Raw genomic sequence first — 15,226 nt, forward strand, 5'->3', positions numbered from 1 at the left:
GGGGGGTGTCGCCATGGCCGGCGTGCTGTCTCTGGTGTTCTCCAATCCCTCCCTGGACGACTACGAGGCCCATGCCGGAGCCCAGTTGGTCAAGTTGGGCACCAAGGAACTCTGTGACGCACCAACCCTGCCGATGGTGCTGCGTCTGTGGATTCGCAATTGCCCTGAATTGATTGCATCCCAACGGGATGCTCTGGCGGCGCTGGCCGGTCAGTTCACCACCCGTCGCAACCTGGTAGTGGCCAGCTTGTATTCCACCCGCATGGGAGGAAAGGAGTTGCTGCCGGGGCTGCGCCTGCCTGGCTTCGATGTGCTGACCCTTGGAGTGGCGGGACGTTTTGTGATTCTCAGAACCGACGCAAGCAACGGTGCGCCGGAGTGACGGACGCTCCGTCGCTTGAGTTCCAGCCGGGAAGCGGTGTCCTTGATGCTTGGGTTCCCCTTGGACTGCTTGATTTCGACCCTGCAACACCCGTGCCAGTCGTCGAGACGCAGGGGCTGACGCCTGTGCGTCTCGCCTGGCATCAGGGGCGCCTGTGTGAGCTGAAGCCTTTGACCACTGATCAATCGCCACCGTCTCGGATGGTGCTGCCGCGATTGGTGGACTGCCATGTTCATTTGGACAAGGCCTACACCTGGCAGGACCATCCCAACCTCAGGGGCAGTTATGGGGGTGCTCTGGACGCCAACCTGCAGGAGCACAACACGCGAACCGTGGGATCGGTTCTCCAACGCGGCGAGCGTGCATTGAAGAGGGCCTACGGCCATGGTCTGCGCGCCGTGCGCAGCCATGTCGACAGTGGTGGCCCCGGTGCCGAGCCCAGCTGGGATGCATTGCTCACCCTTCAGCAACGCTGGCGCAGCCGCATCGATCTTCAGCTGGTGGCGTTGGTGCCCCTGGCGTTCTGGGGGTCAGCTGAAGCGGATGCTCTGGCGCGTCGTGTGGCCGCCAGTGGCGGGTGCCTTGGCGGTGTCCTCACCCCTCCCTGTGGATCGGCTGAGGTGACGCATCAGTTGGAGCGCCTGTTGCGTCTTGCTGATCGTTACAGCTGCGGCGTCGATCTGCATATCGATGAGGCCGATCATGGTCCGGCCGAGGGCATGGTTCAGCTTCTCAAGGCTCTGCGGCGCGTGCCGGTGCAGGTTCCTGTCACCTGCAGCCATGCCAGCAGTCTTTCGCTGCTGCCGGCGCCACGCCTGTTGCGGTTGGCAGAGCACATGGCGGCAGTACAGCTTCGCGTCATTGCACTGCCCCTCACCAATGCCTGGTTGCTGGCGCGATCGGAGGGTGCCACTCCGCTTCAGCGTCCGCAGGCCCCGATCCGTCAGTTGCAACGCTGTGGTGTTCCGGTGGCGGTGGCGGGAGACAACGTGGCTGACCCCTGGTTCCCCGGAGGCGACTTCGATCCCTTGGCCCTGCTGGCCGCGTCGATGCCGTTGACCCAGCTGTTGCCCTGGCAGCGCCTGGGTCTGGCCCCCTTCACCACGGCACCGTCAGCGATTCTTCAGCTGGAGTGGGATGGGGTGCTGCGGGCCGGTGCTCCTGCCGATCTGATTTGCATCGAGGGCCAGGGATGGTCGGATCTGATCCGCTGCCCTCCGCAGCGCCAGGTTCTCGTGAAAGGCCACTGGCTGACGTCATCGGGCGCTAGACCCTGACTAGTGTTCAGCCACGTTATGGGTCGTGCCGAAGCCTTAATCGCCTTGCGGCAAGCCCTCAGCGCTGTTTCTGAGCTGGAGCTGTTGAGTGAACCGGCTGAGCTTCAGCGCCATTCCCGGGATGCCTTCGAGTACTCCCCCGTCCTCACGCCCCGGCTGGAGAGCTGTCGTGCTGAGTTGGTGGTCCGCCCCCGCACGGTGGAGGCCGTTGAACGGCTGGCTTCGGCTTGCGCTGAGCACCAGGTTCCTCTGACCCTGCGCGGCTCCGGGACCGGGAACTACGGCCAGTGTGTGCCTTTGGAAGGGGGCGTGGTGATGCTCACCACGGCCCTGCGTCAGATCCGATCGTTGGATGCGGCGACCGGGGTGGTGACCGTGGAACCGGGCTGTGTGATGCGCGATCTGGATCAGGAGCTACGCCGGCATGGGCGCCAGCTTCGCTTGATGCCCAGCACCTGGCGTAGCGCCACCATCGGCGGCTTCGTTGCGGGTGGCTCGGGTGGCATCGGTTCCTTGCGCTGGGGTTTTCTGCGGGATCCAGGCCATCTGCTGGGGCTTGAGGTCGTGCCGCTGCGCGCGGATGCCCAACGCCATCAGATCGGTGAGATGGACGCCGAAGCGTTGAACCATGCTTATGGCACCAACGGCATTATCACGGCCCTCAGCCTGGCCACCGCCCCAGCGGTCAACTGGCATCAGGTGAGTGTGGACTGCCCGGGCTGGGAGCAGGCAATCGAGCTGATGCACAGGATCGCGGCATCCGCTGTGGATCTTCATCTGGCCACCCTCCTGGAGCAGCCGCTGCTGCCGCGGATGCCCAGTTGGGGTGGCCCTGCCGTCCCTGCGCATCGGCTGCTGTTGCTCGTCGCGCCCGATGGGCTCAATAGCCTGCAACGGATGGCCCAGTCAGCCGGCGCCACCCTGCGGGATCTCGGGCCCGAGGATCTCTCCGGGGGCAATGGATTGCGCGAACTGAGCTGGAACCACACGACCCTGCATGTTCGTTCTTCAGAGCCAGGGTGGACCTACCTCCAAATGTTGTTGCCGCAGCCGGAGGCCCCGGCAATGGCGGCGTTGAAGGAGCGCTGGGGAGATGCCCTGATCTGGCATCTCGAGCTGGTGTGCCAGCAGGGCCGTCCCCGTTTGGCTGCCCTGCCACTGGTGCGCTGGCAGGGGGCGGAGCCGCTGAACCGGTTGATGGACGACTGCAAATCTGCGGGTGCCGTGCTGTTCAACCCCCACGTGATCACGGTGGAGGATGGCGGCCTCGGCGTGATCGATGCTGATCAGGTGGCGGCCAAGCACCGCTTTGATCCGGCAGGTCTGCTCAATCCCGGCAAGCTGCGGGGCTGGGAGGAGCGATCCTGAGGATCAGCAACCGAGGCTGTCGAAGGTGGCGACTCCGGTGCTGGGGTTGATGCCATCGGCCTCGCGGCAGAGCCGGCGTTGATCATCGCGATCGAGCAGGGCATCGGTGAAGTCGGCCCCCTCGATCTGTGCATTGCTGAAGCTGCTTCCAGAAGCAATGATCCCGGTGAGGACGGCGTTGCGTAAATCAGTGGCGACGAAGTCGGCGCGATCCATCAGGGCATCGGAGAGATCAGCGCCTTGGAAATCCGCTTCGGCGAAAGCCCCCTGGGTGAGGATCGCCCCGTGCAGGTTGGCGCTTCGGAAATTCGCCCCACGGCCCACGGCTCCCGCAAAGGAGGTGTTGGCCAGGTTCTGGCCTTCGAAGTCTCCGTTGGTTTGGTTGGTGAGCGTGTAGTCCACTTTTTCCTGGAACAGGGCCCGGTCCTGCAGGCCCACCCCCGTGGAGGTGTCCAGGGCTTGGGCCGGAGCTCCCATGAGCAAGAGGGGCAGAAGAAGGCTCAGCAGCCAGGAAATTCGCAGCACAGTCCGCGCGCAAGCTGCGTTCACTCTGCCGTTACAACGTTGCGAGCGAACAGGTCACCGATCAGATAGAGCGATCCGGCAACAATCGGCATCGGAGTTGGCCATCCATCGCTGTTGAGTTGGTGCAGCACGGTTTCAAGGCTGTCGGCTTCCTGCAGCTGGTGGCTGAGCCGGGGCAGATCCTGGAGCAGCGCTGCTCGGCACCAGCTCTTGTGGCCCGGTACTGGAAGAATCCAGGCCTGGTCATGGGGCTGTAGCAAGGCCTGGAGCATGGCGACAGCGTCCTTGTGGGCCTGAATGGCCAGGATCCAGACCACACCCAGAGATTCGTCGCGCCACTTGTTTCGTTCCTGGGCCAGTTGCCGGGCGGCGGGTGGATTGTGGGCTCCATCAAGGCGAAGCTGATGCTCTCCCCAACGCACCGTCTGCAGGCGGCCGGGCCAGCGGGCTGCTGAAAAGCCCTCACGGATCACGGCTTCAGGCAGCGTCCAGCCCACCCCGCACAAGGCCTGCAATGCACCCAGGGCCACAGCGGCGTTGCTTTGTTGAATCTCCCCCGGAAGACCCAGCTGCCATGACGGTGCCAGGGGCTTCACCCACTGCAGGTTGGCCTGCTGCTTCCGGCAGGTCTCCTCCAGGACGGCCTGCACAGCGGGATCTTGTGCCCCACTGATCACGGTGGCGTGAGGCGGGATCGCTGCTGCTTTCTCCATCGCGATGGCGGTGAGGTTGTCCCCCAGGTGTTCGCAGTGATCCAGCCCGATGCTGGCGACTGCAATGACGGGACGGCAGGGATGTGCTGTGGTCGCGTCAAGCCGTCCCCCCAGGCCTACTTCCAGCACCAGGAGTTCGCAGGCGCCCCGCTGAAACTCCACAAAGGCTGCGGTCACGAGCAGTTCAAAGGGCGTCAGCCGATGCCGTGCGTTGAGGGGCTGCAGGTCCTGCAACTGGCATCGCAGCGTTTCCACCGCAATTGGTTCTCCTTGGATCCGGATGCGTTCGCACCAGCTCACCAGGTGCGGGGAGGTGGTGACTCCGCAACGGAGTCCGGCGGTGCACAGGGCTGCTTCCAGAAAACTGACGATGGATCCCTTGCCGTTGGTGCCGATCACCTGAATCGCAGGAACCGACTGACAGGGGTGATTGAGGTCGTTGAGGGCCGCCTGCATGCGATCCAACTGCAGATCCATGCCACGCAGGTCAAAGCGTGGGATCAGATCAGAGAGATCGTCCACTCAGCTGAAGCTGGAGAGGGTCGCCGCCAGACGGCGCAGTAGTTCGCGGATCTCGCGCTTGTTGATGGTCAGAGGGGGCACCATGCGCAGCACGGAGGGGCCGGCCGCCACCAGCAGCAGGCCGTGATCGATGGCGGCTTTTGCCAGCTGGGGGGCCGTCCAACTGCTGCCCTCCCGGATCACGATGCCTTGCAGCAGGCCCCAGCCCCGCACGCTTTGCAGGTGCTCAGGGAAGCAGTGCACCAGCTCCTGGAGCCCGTCACGCAGTTGTTCACCTCTGGCTGTGACGTTGTTCAGCAGATCCCGTCGTTCGATCTCGGTAGCCACTGTCAATCCGGCTCGGCAGGCGAAGGGATTGCCACCGAAGGTGCTGGCGTGGTCGCCAGGTTCGAACACATCAGCCGAGGCATTCACCAGCAAGGCTCCGATGGCATGGCCACCGCCCAGCCCCTTGGCCAGGGTGAAGGCGTCAGGGGTGATGCCCAGTTGTTCGTAGCCCCACAGGCGGCCGCTCCGCCCCATGCCCACCTGAACCTCGTCCAGGATCAGCAGGATGTTCCGCTGGGTACAGATCTCGCGCAAGCGTGAGAAGAACGCGCGGTTGCCTGGATTAACACCACCTTCCCCCTGGAGGGGTTCCACCAGCACAGCCGCGATGGAAGGGCCTGCTTGCTCATGGCTGTTGATCAGGGCTTCCAGGGCCGTCAGATCGTTGTAAGGGAAGTAATCAAACCCGGGCACCATGGGCTCAAAACCCTTGTGGTACTTGGGTTGACCGGTGGCGGTGACAGCAGCGAGGGTGCGGCCGTGGAAGCTGGCTGCCGCCGTGAGAATCACGGGTTGCTTGATGCCTCGGCGTTGATGGCCGTGTTTGCGGGCCAATTTGATCGCGGCTTCGTTGGCTTCCGCGCCGGAATTGCAGAAAAAAACGCTGTCGGCACAGCTGTGGTTCACCAGCCAGCTGGCGAGCTGCTCCTGTTCAGGAATCCGATAGAGATTCGAGACGTGTTGAAGGCGTCCGAGCTGTTTGCGCAGAGCTTGGTACATCGCTCTGTCGCTGTGGCCCAGTGTGCAGGTCGCGATACCAGCGACAGCATCGAGGTATCTCCGACCTTGTGTGTCTTTGACCCAGCAGCCCTTCCCTTTGGCCAAAGCCAGAGGGAAACGGCCGTAGGTGTTCATCACAGCGGATGGATGGGAGCCGGGGGACTTGAACCCCCAAGACCAGTGGCCGGCTGATTTTGAGTCAGCTGCGTCTACCAATTCCGCCAGGCTCCCGCACAGGGATTGTATTGATTGAAGGGCCCCGTTTCAGGGGATGTTGCGCTTCACCTCAGCACCCACTGCGCTGAGCTTGCTTTCGAGGTCGTCGTAACCTCTGTCGAGGTGTTTCAGGCCAGCCACCTCGGTGATGCCTTTGGCGGAAAGGCCTGCCAGCACCATGGCAGCGGCTGCACGAAGGTCGGTGCCGGTGACAGGTGCACCGCTGAGCTGGGCCACCCCTTCAACGATGGCGGTGCTGCCCTTGAGACGGATGGATGCTCCCATGCGCTGCAACTCGGCGACATGCTGAAGCCGGTTTTCGTAGATCTTTTCGCTGATCACACTTGTTCCTTTGGCCGTGCACATCAGGGCCATGAACGGTGCCTGAAGATCGGTTGGGAACCCTGGGAAAGGTTGGGTGGTGATGTCTACAGCGGTGATCTCACCTGGTGTGACCGTGACGGACCTTCCATTGATGTCGATGGTGCAGCCGCAATCCCGGAGCTTCTGAATCACAGCACTGAGATGCTCTGGAATGACAGGTTCCACCACCAGTTTCGAGCGCGTGATTGCCGCAGCCATCAGAAAGGTTCCGGCTTCGATCCGATCAGGAATGACCGGATAGTTGCTGCAACCCTGAAGCTGTTCCACACCTTCAACGGTGATCACCGGGCCACCGGCTCCGGTGACGCGAGCTCCCATGGTGTTGAGCAGGTTGGCCAGGTCCTGCACTTCAGGCTCCTGGGCGGCGTTTTCAATCGTTGAGACCCCTTCCGCCAAAACGGCGGCCATCAAGATGGTTTCCGTGGCTCCAACGCTGGGGCAATCGAGCACGATCTGTGCACCCGTCAGGCGTTTTTTGCTGCCCGGCACGGATGCCGTGACGATCCCGTGCTCGACATTGACAATGGCGCCGAGGGCTTTCAGACCGCGAATGTGTTCGACGACGGGACGTGCCCCAATGCGGCATCCACCGGGAAGAGGAACCCTGGCGTGTCCCAGTCGTCCCAGCAGAGGTCCGATGCTGAAGAAACTGGCTCGAAGGCTGTTGACTAGCTCATAGGGCGGGGCTGAGCCGCTGAGCTCAGCTGCGGTGAGGCGAATCCGGTCGGACCCACGATCAACTTGAACCCCCAGGGATTCGAGGATGGCGCTCATGCCATCGATGTCAGTAAGGGAGGGGATATTGGTGAGCTCCACGATGTCCTGACTCAACAGGCTTGCCGTCATCAGCACCAGCGCCGAGTTCTTGGCGCCACTAACGCGGAGTGTGCCGCTAAGGCTGCTGCCGCCATTGACGTTCAAGCGCTGCTTGAGACCCTCTTGAGACGCTTCTGCAACGGCCATCATCAATTGGCTGATCCCCGATAAGCGGAGTTTGCCAATAGTTTTTGAGACCGTCTAGACGGCCGGCGTTCAAACTGGACAGTTTGCTGTCGAGCCGTTGGAGCCTGAGATCGGCGATGCCCTATGTTCTTTCGGTCGAAACTCGACACGCCAGCGGATGTGGCGGAATTGGTAGACGCGCTAGTTTCAGGTACTAGTGGTGGCAACATCGTGGGAGTTCAAGTCTCCCCATCCGCACTAGTTTGTCGGAAGTCAAGCTTCTCCCGGCAACAATGATCGTTCTCAAGATCTCCAACGCCTCGGAGGTAGTCGCTTCCAAGGTTGGAAAGTTTATTGAGCTGCTGACCCCCGATTCTATTGATCACACAACTGTGGAAGATCAGGTGATCAAGAAGCTGATTGAAAATCTTGCAGCGGAAGGGATTAAAGGCGAAATCGCAGCCATTAATGGGCTTGAACTTGAAGGTGAAAATCTGAGCGTTCACAAGGGATTGAACGTGCGCAAACACGCAGCGTTCTGATTCGTTCTCTGGATTCCTCCTCACCCCTGATCAGCAGCCGACGCAATCCATTAGTGAAGCGTCTTCGAAGCTTGGCCACCCGTGTTGGGCGTGAGGCCGAAGGTCTGTTGCTTCTGGAGGGCACCCATCTCTTGCAGGAGCTTCTGATGAGGGGTGGGTCACCTCTAGAAATCATCGCCACCGAGGTCTGGCTGCAACGGCATCCAGGGCTTGCCGAACGCTGTGCTCCGGTGCAATGGCGGATTGTCACCGATGAGGTGTTGCGGGCAGCGTTGACAACGGTCACACCAGACGGCGTCGCCTGCTTGAGCCAACTGGATGGTCTGCCCCCTGTCCCCTCGGAGCTGGACTTTGTCCTGGCTCTGGATCGCATTCAGGATCCCGGCAATCTAGGCACCTTGTTGAGGACGGCGCTTGCCGCTGATGTGAACGCGGTCTGGATGGGCGGTGGTGTCGACCCCCTTGGCACGAAAGTTCTGCGGGCGTCTGCTGGTGCTCTGCTTCAACTGCCGCATGAACGCTTTGGTCCCGGCGAAGACAAGGCAATCCCACAGCTTCAGCAGGCGCTGAAACAGCTGGTCGAGAGGGGATTGCAGGTGGTGGCCACTCTGGTGCCGGAGCAGACGAAGGGTGAGCTGCCTTCTCCTTACTGGGATCTCGACTGGAGACGGCCGACGGCGCTGGTGCTGGGTACCGAGGGTGCAGGACTTCATCCGGATCTGCAGGCCTGCTGTACCCATGCCGTCACGTTGCCCCACAGCTCACGCGTTGAATCCCTGAATGTGGCGTCTGCGGCCGTTCCTCTCCTCCTGGAGCGGCGAAGAGCGACAATGACCGCCACATCGCAGCAGTTCGGGTGAGCGACGCCAGCTTCGACTTCGACGTCATCGTCATTGGTGCCGGCTACGGCGGCTTCGATGCCGCCAAGCACTCCGCAGATCATGGCCTGAAGACAGCGATTGTTGAATCCCGCGACATGGGAGGCACTTGTGTGAACCGGGGCTGCGTTCCCTCCAAGGCCCTGCTGGCCGCCAGCGGCAAGGTGCGGGAGCTGGCTGACGACAAGCACCTATCGAGCTTCGGCATTCATGCCGCTCCCGTGCGTTTCGAGCGGCAAAAGATCGCCGACCACGCCAATCAGCTCGTTCAAACCATTCGGACCAACCTCACCAAGACCCTGGAACGGGCTGGGGTGACGATCCTCAGGGGGCATGGCCGTCTCGAGGGCAGCCAGAGAGTCGGGCTGCGGGAACCCAGCGGTGTCGACAGGGTTCTGACCGCTAAGGACGTGATCATCGCCACGGGGTCTGATCCCTTTGTGCCGCCGGGCATCGAAACCGATGGCAGCACGGTTTTCACCAGTGACGAGGCCATCAACCTGGAATGGCTGCCCCGCTGGATCGCGATCATCGGCAGCGGTTACATCGGCCTTGAATTCGCTGATGTGTACACCGCCCTCGGTTGCGAAGTGACGATGATCGAGGCCATGGACAAGGTGATGCCCACCTTTGATCCCGACATCGCCAAGATCGCTGGGCGTCATCTGATTGATGGTCGCGATATCGATGCACGTTCCGGTCTGCTGGCCCGCAAGGTCACCCCAGGCTGTCCGGTGCAGATCGAACTGGCTGATTTCAACAGCCGTGAATTGGTGGAGACCCTTGAGGTGGATGCCGTTCTGGTGGCGACAGGGCGTGTTCCCAGCAGCAAGGGCCTCAACTTGGAGTCGCTAAATGTAGAGACGAACCGCGGCTTCGTCCCGATCGACGACGCCATGCGGGTCTTGGTCAACGACCAGCCTGTTCCCCATCTCTGGGCCGTCGGAGATGTGACAGGCAAGCTGATGCTGGCCCACACCGCTGCTGCCCAAGGCACCGTTGCCGTGGACAACATCCTTGGCCATGCGCGTGAGATCGATTACCGCAGCATTCCGGCAGCCACCTTCACCCATCCCGAGATCAGCTCTGTTGGCCTGACCGAGGCGGATGCCAAAGCTTTAGCCGAGAAGGATGGCTTCCAGCTCGGTTCCGTTCGCAGCTACTTCAAGGCCAATTCCAAAGCTTTGGCTGAGCTGGACAGTGACGGCCTGATGAAGCTGCTCTTCAACAAGTCCAGTGGTGAAGTGCTGGGGGCCCACATCTATGGCCTTCACGCCGCCGATCTGATCCAGGAGGTGGCCAATGCCGTTGCCCGCCGTCAGAGCGTGCGTCAGCTCGCCACCGAAGTCCACACCCACCCAACCCTCAGCGAGGTGGTGGAGGTTGCTTACAAGCAGGCTGCCGCCCAAGTAGCTGCCTGATCCCGCGCACCCGTTTCTCGTTCAAGCTTTTCCCCTGTTCCATGGAGATCCGCCGTCGTCCCCCCAACCCCAAGGTGCGGGTGGCCCATCTTGAATATGCGGTTCCTCACGATGACGAGGAGCCGCGTCACATCCTCGAAAAAATTGTCTGGGCAAAAGATCGTGAGATCGATGTGGCCCGCGACAAGGTCCCCCTGGACAACCTGAAGCAGCAGATTGCCAAGTTGCCTGCCACGAAGGATTTCCTGGGGGCTCTTCGGTCTGCCGCTAAGACACCGGCGGTGATCGCTGAGGTGAAAAAAGCGAGTCCCAGCAAAGGAGTGATTCGTGAGGATTTCGATCCGGTTGCGATCGCCAAGGCCTATGCAGCTGGCGGTGCAAGTTGCCTGTCGGTGCTCACCGACAAGACTTTTTTTCAGGGGGGCTTCGATGTCTTGGTGGAGGTCCGCCAGGCGGTTGACCTTCCTCTGCTCTGCAAAGAGTTTGTGCTGAGTCCATATCAGCTGTTTCAGGCCCGGGCAGCGGGCGCTGATGCGGTGCTGCTGATCGCGGCCATCCTGTCGGACCAGGATCTTCGTTATCTCAACAAGGCCGCAGCGGCTCTGGACCTCACGGTGTTGGTGGAAGTCCACGACGCCACCGAACTGGACAGGGTTCTCAGCATTGGTGGCTTCCCACTGATCGGGATCAACAACCGCGATCTCACCAGCTTCGAAACGGATCTGGGTACGACCGAGCGGCTGTTGAACGACTTCAACGACCGGTTGAAGCAAGAGGATGCACTGCTTGTGAGTGAGTCGGGTCTGTTCAGTAGAGCTGATCTTGATCGGGTTCAGGCCGCCGGTGCAGCAGCGGTGTTGGTGGGAGAAGCCTTGATGCGGCAGCCAGATGTTGAGGAGGCTCTGCTTCAGCTCATGAATGGCTAATGCAGCTGGTTGGTCGTGAGAAACCGCTGGATCATTCCCCATGAACCCAGGGTCACTTTCAGCCCAACAAGAATATTGAGGATGGGAAGCAATCCACCACTGAGGACAGCCCCGTACTCTCCGCTGGGCAGATTGAACCCCTCCAGCAGCAACAGGCTCAGCACGATGAAGATCAGCACAGCGCTTTCTTCAAGCGTCTCGGCGTGAATCCTGCGATAAGCCCCCGTTGCCTCAGCGGAGCCGCCGAACAAAAGCACAAGAGCGAGTGCAGTCCCTCCTGCAACTCCAGCGGCAAATCCACCACCTGGGCTCAAGTGACCTCGCACGGCGAGTTCGACGGCGATCAATGTGTTGAGAACGGCGCCGAGGCGGAAGAGAACCACCGCCGCTTCGTCGTCGGCTGGTTTGAGATCGTGTTCGGCCGTTTCGCTGCTCAAGAGGTGATGCACGCCCATTGAGGCCAATGTGAAGACAATCACTTCGCCGACAGTGTCGTAAAGCCTGAGATCCAGAACGATGGGCGTGACCACGTTTGGTACGCCGAACTGATCCACCAGTGCATTGACAGAAAGCGGGGCAGGAACGACCTGTTCCATCCCTTGCACCAGTCCGAGCCCTGTGCTGGTCAGCGTGATCAGCAGACCGAGTAAGGCAAGTAGGGGGATGATTGACGCGATCATCGGCTTCCGAGAGAGGGATCCAGAATGAGATTCATCTCCCTGACGGCGTGGGAATCACGGGCGGTGAGCTCGGCCAGTAAGGAGCTATGCCGGATGAGAACCGTGGGCTGGTTCTCATGGTTCCGGATGAAGGCTGCATGAAGGTCACCAGTTGCTGAAGACGGGGCGATTCCAATGAGTTCGAGACGCAGCCCCACCATGGAAAGAAGTCGTCTGAGCTGTTGCTCTTGCTCAGGGGCCATCGAGGCTTGGGGATGTTGGAGGAGTCGGAATGTGGTGGTGCTTTTGATTGCGACGGTATAGAGCAACGTGGAGAGCAACGTGCCCACAAGGGCTTCAGTGACGGCCACATCTACAGCGCCATATGTGGCGAATAGCAGAGAAGCGAAGCCACCCAGACTGCTTCGTAAGACAAGGGCTTTCCAGGGATCGTCACAACGCACAAGGGCCAGGCCAATCAGGGGGATGCCCAGGAGGGGTGGGATGACGTAAGAGGGAGTCATCGGATGGCCTCCTCCTGCAGAACCCCGGTTTGAGGATCGGTTGCGTCCTCTGCTGCCAAGCGACTCAAAACGATGCTGAAGGTGGAATTCCACAGCACAAGGCTGACAAGACTGAGCAGCAGCAAGGGCCATTCACGGCTGCGGAGTAGCAGCAGGCCGCCCACGATCAATAGGGAGCCGATGGTGTCGGAAACCGTGAGGGCATGAAGTCGAAAGAAGATCGACCGGCGCAAGAGCAGGGGAATCGTTCCCCAGAACCAGAGCAAGATGCCAAGCCCAATCAAGCACCAGGCCAGAATGGAAAGGACCGTGTTCATGGCTTGTCTCCCGCCCAGCGGGCCAGAAGAACGAGTCCGGCATCACCACTGATCAGGCTGATCACCGCGACCAAACCCAGCATCCAGTCATCTCGGATGACGGAAAGAACCAGAAGAATGACCGAAAGTCGAACGGACAGGCTGCCCAGGCAGGCGATCCGCGACATTCGGCAACTGGTTACGACGAGAGCCAGCGTGGCGAGGAGCGCAGCAAGCTCCATCAGATCGAGGGCAAGTTCCGTTGGAGTCATGACACTTTCTCCAGGTGGGTTCGTACCGTGTCTGTACTGGTTCCCAAAACCAATGTTTTTGGGGTGAATGAGACCATCACCAACCAGCCAAACCGCAGCATCGGGTCCCGCTGTGCCCATTGAGGCCAAGGATCCTCACTGATATCCGGTCGACTTCGGAGCCCTTGGAGCGGCAGGGTGAGGCCTTCCCGAATGCCTTGGAGTGTTGTTCCGGGAATCAGCCGGAGCATGGCGATCAGGTTGCCGCGGTTGGTTTTGCGGAGGGTTAGGGGCGGCAGCAGCAGACCAATGCCTAAACCGATCAGGACATTGAGCGTGCTCAGGCTGGCTGTGAGCAGGAGCCAGGCGACCAATGTTCCGGCGATCTGAAGCGGTGTTGTTGTTCGTTTCATGGCAGTGAAGCTCCCGTGGAGACGTTGCTGTTGATCGCAGTCCCCACCAGCAATGTGATGCCGATGGCCAGCACGATGGATTTGAAATTTTCCAGATCGGGTGGTGTCCAGATCCGTAGTGCTGGCCGGATTAGTCGTTCTCCGACAACTGCCATGCCCAGCATGAGCGCCAGTTTCAGCAGGGAAGACGCACTCAGGCCGAGGGGCTGCTGTAGCACTAAGGGGAGAACAAAGAGTGCGATGCACAGCAACCAGATGCCGCGCACTCTGATTGCTGTATCCGTGCCCGCAAGCTGAGTATTTGGCAGGTCAGTGCTGAGTTGGCCGCTGCTCGCGTCTTTGGCTGATGGGCTCGGCCAGCGATCGGGTAGGAGCTTGAACAAAACCAGTGCCGTGATCACGCCAAGCCAGCCCACCACTGCGGCTAGCGGCATGGGTAGGAGTTGGACGAGTGCAGTCTTGGCTCCGTAGCCCAGGCTGAGGGGGAGACCAATCAACGCAAGGCTGGCGAGCAGCATCGGCCAACCGAGGCGCCCGTGGATCCCTGTCTGTTGCAGGGTGCGGATGGACCGATGAGGGAGTCCGCCTGCGGCGAGAAAGAGAGCGGCTTTTCCCAGCCCATGGGACAAGGCATAGAGGCCGGCGACTGGGGGAACGATCAGTGCAAATCCCATTTGAGACACCGTGCTCCAGGCCAGCAGCCGCTTGATGTCGTTTTGCACCAGGGCCGCTACACCGCCGATCACAACGCTCAACAGCCCTAAAACCAGCAAAAGCTGGGCGGCCTGGACGTTGATCAGGCCAAGTCGGCTGAGGGGGGCGATGCCGGCTGTCACCACGCTGCCCGACAGAAGGGCTGAGATTTCTGCGGAGATGGCGGCATGGGTTTTTGGCAGCCAGAACCCTGGAAGAAAGGCTTCTGACTTGATCAACAAACCAACCAGGATCAACAGGATGGCGACCCCAGGTGCAGTTGCCGCCGCGTCGATGGCAAATGATCCTGTCTTGGCGTAAACCACCAACACACCCAGCAGGAAGAGCAACATCGCCAGATCACCCAACATCAGGTAGCGGAAGGCAACCCAGAGCGTGGCTCGACGCTTGAGATCCACCATCAGCAGGAAACTCACGATCGAGATCAATTCGATTGCGACGTAAATGCTGACCAGATCAGCTGCGAGGTAAATCGAGTTGAGGGCACCATGCAGCACCAACAGCAAAACAGGTTGAAGGTGATCGTTGTGCTGCCGTTGTTGTTGCAGGGCGATGGAGAGCAGCACAAGCGCGTTGAGAAGCACAAACGGAAGTTGCTGCGTATCCAGTTGGAGGGTGACCGCTGGATTCGTGCTGATGTTGAGGGGCAGGAGCGATGCGTTGGGCCCTAAAAAATTGAGAGCCACGCACAGGCTCAGTAGAGGCACCGCCCACAACAAAGGCCTCCCCAGCCTTGGGCTCAGGCCGGCCACAAATGCTGCGATGGCTGGAAGCAGCAACCATCCGATGACGACGCTGTTCACGGCCATGGTTCGACGACCTCGTTGTCGAAGTCATCAACACGAAGCAGCGGATGCTCACGGGCCATGTGCCGAAGCAGCACCAGAGCCAGGGCCTCCACCGAAAAGCCGATCACGATCGCAGTGAGGATGACGCCCTGTGGAAAGGGATCCGCAATGTATGAATCGACAAATTGAGCATCCACAACGATGGGCGAGGCAACACCAGTTCTGGAGGCCACCAAAATGAACAAAGTGACAATGCCTGTTGCTGCGACATCGATGGCGAAGAGTTTGGAGAGCAGACTTCGTCGCAGCGTGAATCCGCTCAAGCCGATCAGCACGGTGATCACAGCCGTACCGATGGGGGCAATGGGTGACAGTTGCACCACCGTCTCCTGGTTCAACAGGATCGTATGGCACGAACAGCCTCACAACTGCTGATGC

18 protein-coding genes and 2 tRNA genes are annotated in these 15,226 nt (G+C 60.7%); 8 read left to right on the forward strand and 12 right to left on the reverse strand.

From position 1 onward, the window contains the following. Positions 1 to 13: 13 nt before the first annotated feature. From SynPROSU1_RS04690 to SynPROSU1_RS04700, 3 genes are read left to right on the forward strand one after another with little or no spacing between them, the layout of a single operon-like run. Positions 14 to 382: a DUF4359 domain-containing protein gene (locus tag SynPROSU1_RS04690; RefSeq protein WP_186572244.1), complete on the forward strand. Its 369-nt coding sequence runs from the start codon at positions 14 to 16 to the stop codon at positions 380 to 382. After that, entirely contained in the window at positions 379 to 1,659 is a 1,281-nt protein-coding gene (locus SynPROSU1_RS04695; RefSeq protein WP_186571702.1) for an amidohydrolase family protein, read from the forward strand. The genes SynPROSU1_RS04690 and SynPROSU1_RS04695 overlap by 4 nt, the downstream gene beginning before the upstream one ends. 18 nt (positions 1,660 to 1,677) lie before the next feature. Continuing rightward, positions 1,678 to 3,027: an FAD-binding oxidoreductase gene (locus SynPROSU1_RS04700; RefSeq protein WP_186572245.1), complete on the forward strand. Its 1,350-nt coding sequence runs from the start codon at positions 1,678 to 1,680 to the stop codon at positions 3,025 to 3,027. 3 nt (positions 3,028 to 3,030) lie between these two features. On the opposite strand, the gene SynPROSU1_RS04705 is transcribed toward SynPROSU1_RS04700, so the two are convergent. The 5 genes from SynPROSU1_RS04705 to murA form a co-directional block, all read right to left on the reverse strand. Beyond that, positions 3,031 to 3,504 (reverse strand): pentapeptide repeat-containing protein, encoded by a 474-nt coding sequence (locus tag SynPROSU1_RS04705; RefSeq protein ID WP_255444886.1) that lies wholly within the window; start codon positions 3,502 to 3,504, stop codon positions 3,031 to 3,033. Between the two features lie 68 nt (positions 3,505 to 3,572). After that, positions 3,573 to 4,787 (reverse strand): folylpolyglutamate synthase/dihydrofolate synthase family protein, encoded by a 1,215-nt coding sequence (locus tag SynPROSU1_RS04710; RefSeq protein ID WP_186571704.1) that lies wholly within the window; start codon positions 4,785 to 4,787, stop codon positions 3,573 to 3,575. Then, entirely contained in the window at positions 4,788 to 5,969 is a 1,182-nt protein-coding gene (locus SynPROSU1_RS04715; RefSeq protein WP_186571705.1) for an aspartate aminotransferase family protein, read from the reverse strand. It abuts the gene before it with no gap. A gap of 13 nt (positions 5,970 to 5,982) precedes the next feature. After that, positions 5,983 to 6,065: transfer RNA gene (locus SynPROSU1_RS04720), tRNA-Leu, on the reverse strand. A gap of 33 nt (positions 6,066 to 6,098) precedes the next feature. Further along, positions 6,099 to 7,400, reverse strand: a complete 1,302-nt coding sequence (murA, locus tag SynPROSU1_RS04725; protein WP_186571706.1) for a UDP-N-acetylglucosamine 1-carboxyvinyltransferase — start codon at positions 7,398 to 7,400, stop codon at positions 6,099 to 6,101. Between the two features lie 150 nt (positions 7,401 to 7,550). Here murA and SynPROSU1_RS04730 point away from each other — a divergent pair. The 5 genes from SynPROSU1_RS04730 to trpC all read left to right on the forward strand — a co-directional run bounded on the left by SynPROSU1_RS04730 (position 7,551) and on the right by trpC (position 11,143). Then, a tRNA-Leu gene (locus SynPROSU1_RS04730) sits at positions 7,551 to 7,634 on the forward strand. A 35-nt stretch (positions 7,635 to 7,669) separates the two neighbouring features. Then, the gene (locus tag SynPROSU1_RS04735) at positions 7,670 to 7,918 is read left to right on the forward strand and encodes a hypothetical protein (protein ID WP_186572246.1); all 249 of its coding nucleotides are present in this window, start codon (positions 7,670 to 7,672) and stop codon (positions 7,916 to 7,918) included. 26 nt (positions 7,919 to 7,944) lie between these two features. Continuing rightward, a complete protein-coding gene (locus tag SynPROSU1_RS04740) occupies positions 7,945 to 8,778 on the forward strand; it encodes an RNA methyltransferase (protein ID WP_186572247.1) in 834 nt (277 codons plus the stop codon). Further along, complete coding sequence (lpdA, locus tag SynPROSU1_RS04745; RefSeq protein ID WP_186571707.1) at positions 8,775 to 10,217, forward strand: dihydrolipoyl dehydrogenase; 1,443 nt, start codon at positions 8,775 to 8,777, stop codon at positions 10,215 to 10,217. The genes SynPROSU1_RS04740 and lpdA overlap by 4 nt, the downstream gene beginning before the upstream one ends. Before the next feature lie 41 nt (positions 10,218 to 10,258). Continuing rightward, on the forward strand, positions 10,259 to 11,143 hold the full coding sequence (gene trpC / locus SynPROSU1_RS04750) for an indole-3-glycerol phosphate synthase TrpC (RefSeq protein ID WP_186571708.1): 885 nt from the start codon (positions 10,259 to 10,261) through the stop codon (positions 11,141 to 11,143). Here trpC and SynPROSU1_RS04755 read toward each other — a convergent pair. The 7 genes from SynPROSU1_RS04755 to SynPROSU1_RS04785 are packed head-to-tail and all read right to left on the reverse strand — an operon-like array spanning position 11,140 to position 15,186. Then, a complete protein-coding gene (locus SynPROSU1_RS04755) occupies positions 11,140 to 11,823 on the reverse strand; it encodes an MnhB domain-containing protein (RefSeq protein ID WP_186571709.1) in 684 nt (227 codons plus the stop codon). The genes trpC and SynPROSU1_RS04755 overlap by 4 nt on opposite strands. Then, positions 11,820 to 12,326 carry a hydrogenase subunit MbhD domain-containing protein gene (locus SynPROSU1_RS04760; RefSeq protein WP_186571710.1) on the reverse strand — a complete coding sequence of 169 codons (507 nt, stop codon included), beginning with the start codon at positions 12,324 to 12,326 and terminating at the stop codon, positions 11,820 to 11,822. Before SynPROSU1_RS04760 ends, SynPROSU1_RS04755 begins: the two co-directional genes overlap by 4 nt. Further along, positions 12,323 to 12,643 carry a monovalent cation/H(+) antiporter subunit G gene (locus SynPROSU1_RS04765; RefSeq protein ID WP_186571711.1) on the reverse strand — a complete coding sequence of 107 codons (321 nt, stop codon included), beginning with the start codon at positions 12,641 to 12,643 and terminating at the stop codon, positions 12,323 to 12,325. Before SynPROSU1_RS04765 ends, SynPROSU1_RS04760 begins: the two co-directional genes overlap by 4 nt. Then, positions 12,640 to 12,894, reverse strand: coding sequence for a hypothetical protein (locus SynPROSU1_RS04770; RefSeq protein ID WP_186571712.1), 255 nt, complete (start codon positions 12,892 to 12,894; stop codon positions 12,640 to 12,642). Before SynPROSU1_RS04770 ends, SynPROSU1_RS04765 begins: the two co-directional genes overlap by 4 nt. After that, a complete protein-coding gene (locus tag SynPROSU1_RS04775) occupies positions 12,891 to 13,286 on the reverse strand; it encodes a hypothetical protein (RefSeq protein ID WP_186571713.1) in 396 nt (131 codons plus the stop codon). Before SynPROSU1_RS04775 ends, SynPROSU1_RS04770 begins: the two co-directional genes overlap by 4 nt. Continuing rightward, a complete protein-coding gene (locus tag SynPROSU1_RS04780) occupies positions 13,283 to 14,809 on the reverse strand; it encodes a proton-conducting transporter membrane subunit (protein ID WP_186571714.1) in 1,527 nt (508 codons plus the stop codon). The genes SynPROSU1_RS04775 and SynPROSU1_RS04780 overlap by 4 nt, the downstream gene beginning before the upstream one ends. Further along, positions 14,800 to 15,186, reverse strand: coding sequence for a cation:proton antiporter subunit C (locus SynPROSU1_RS04785; RefSeq protein WP_255444799.1), 387 nt, complete (start codon positions 15,184 to 15,186; stop codon positions 14,800 to 14,802). The genes SynPROSU1_RS04780 and SynPROSU1_RS04785 overlap by 10 nt, the downstream gene beginning before the upstream one ends. Positions 15,187 to 15,226 lie beyond the last annotated feature (40 nt).

It is taken from the genome of Synechococcus sp. PROS-U-1 (assembly GCF_014279755.1).
GTDB lineage: Bacteria > Cyanobacteriota > Cyanobacteriia > PCC-6307 > Cyanobiaceae > Parasynechococcus.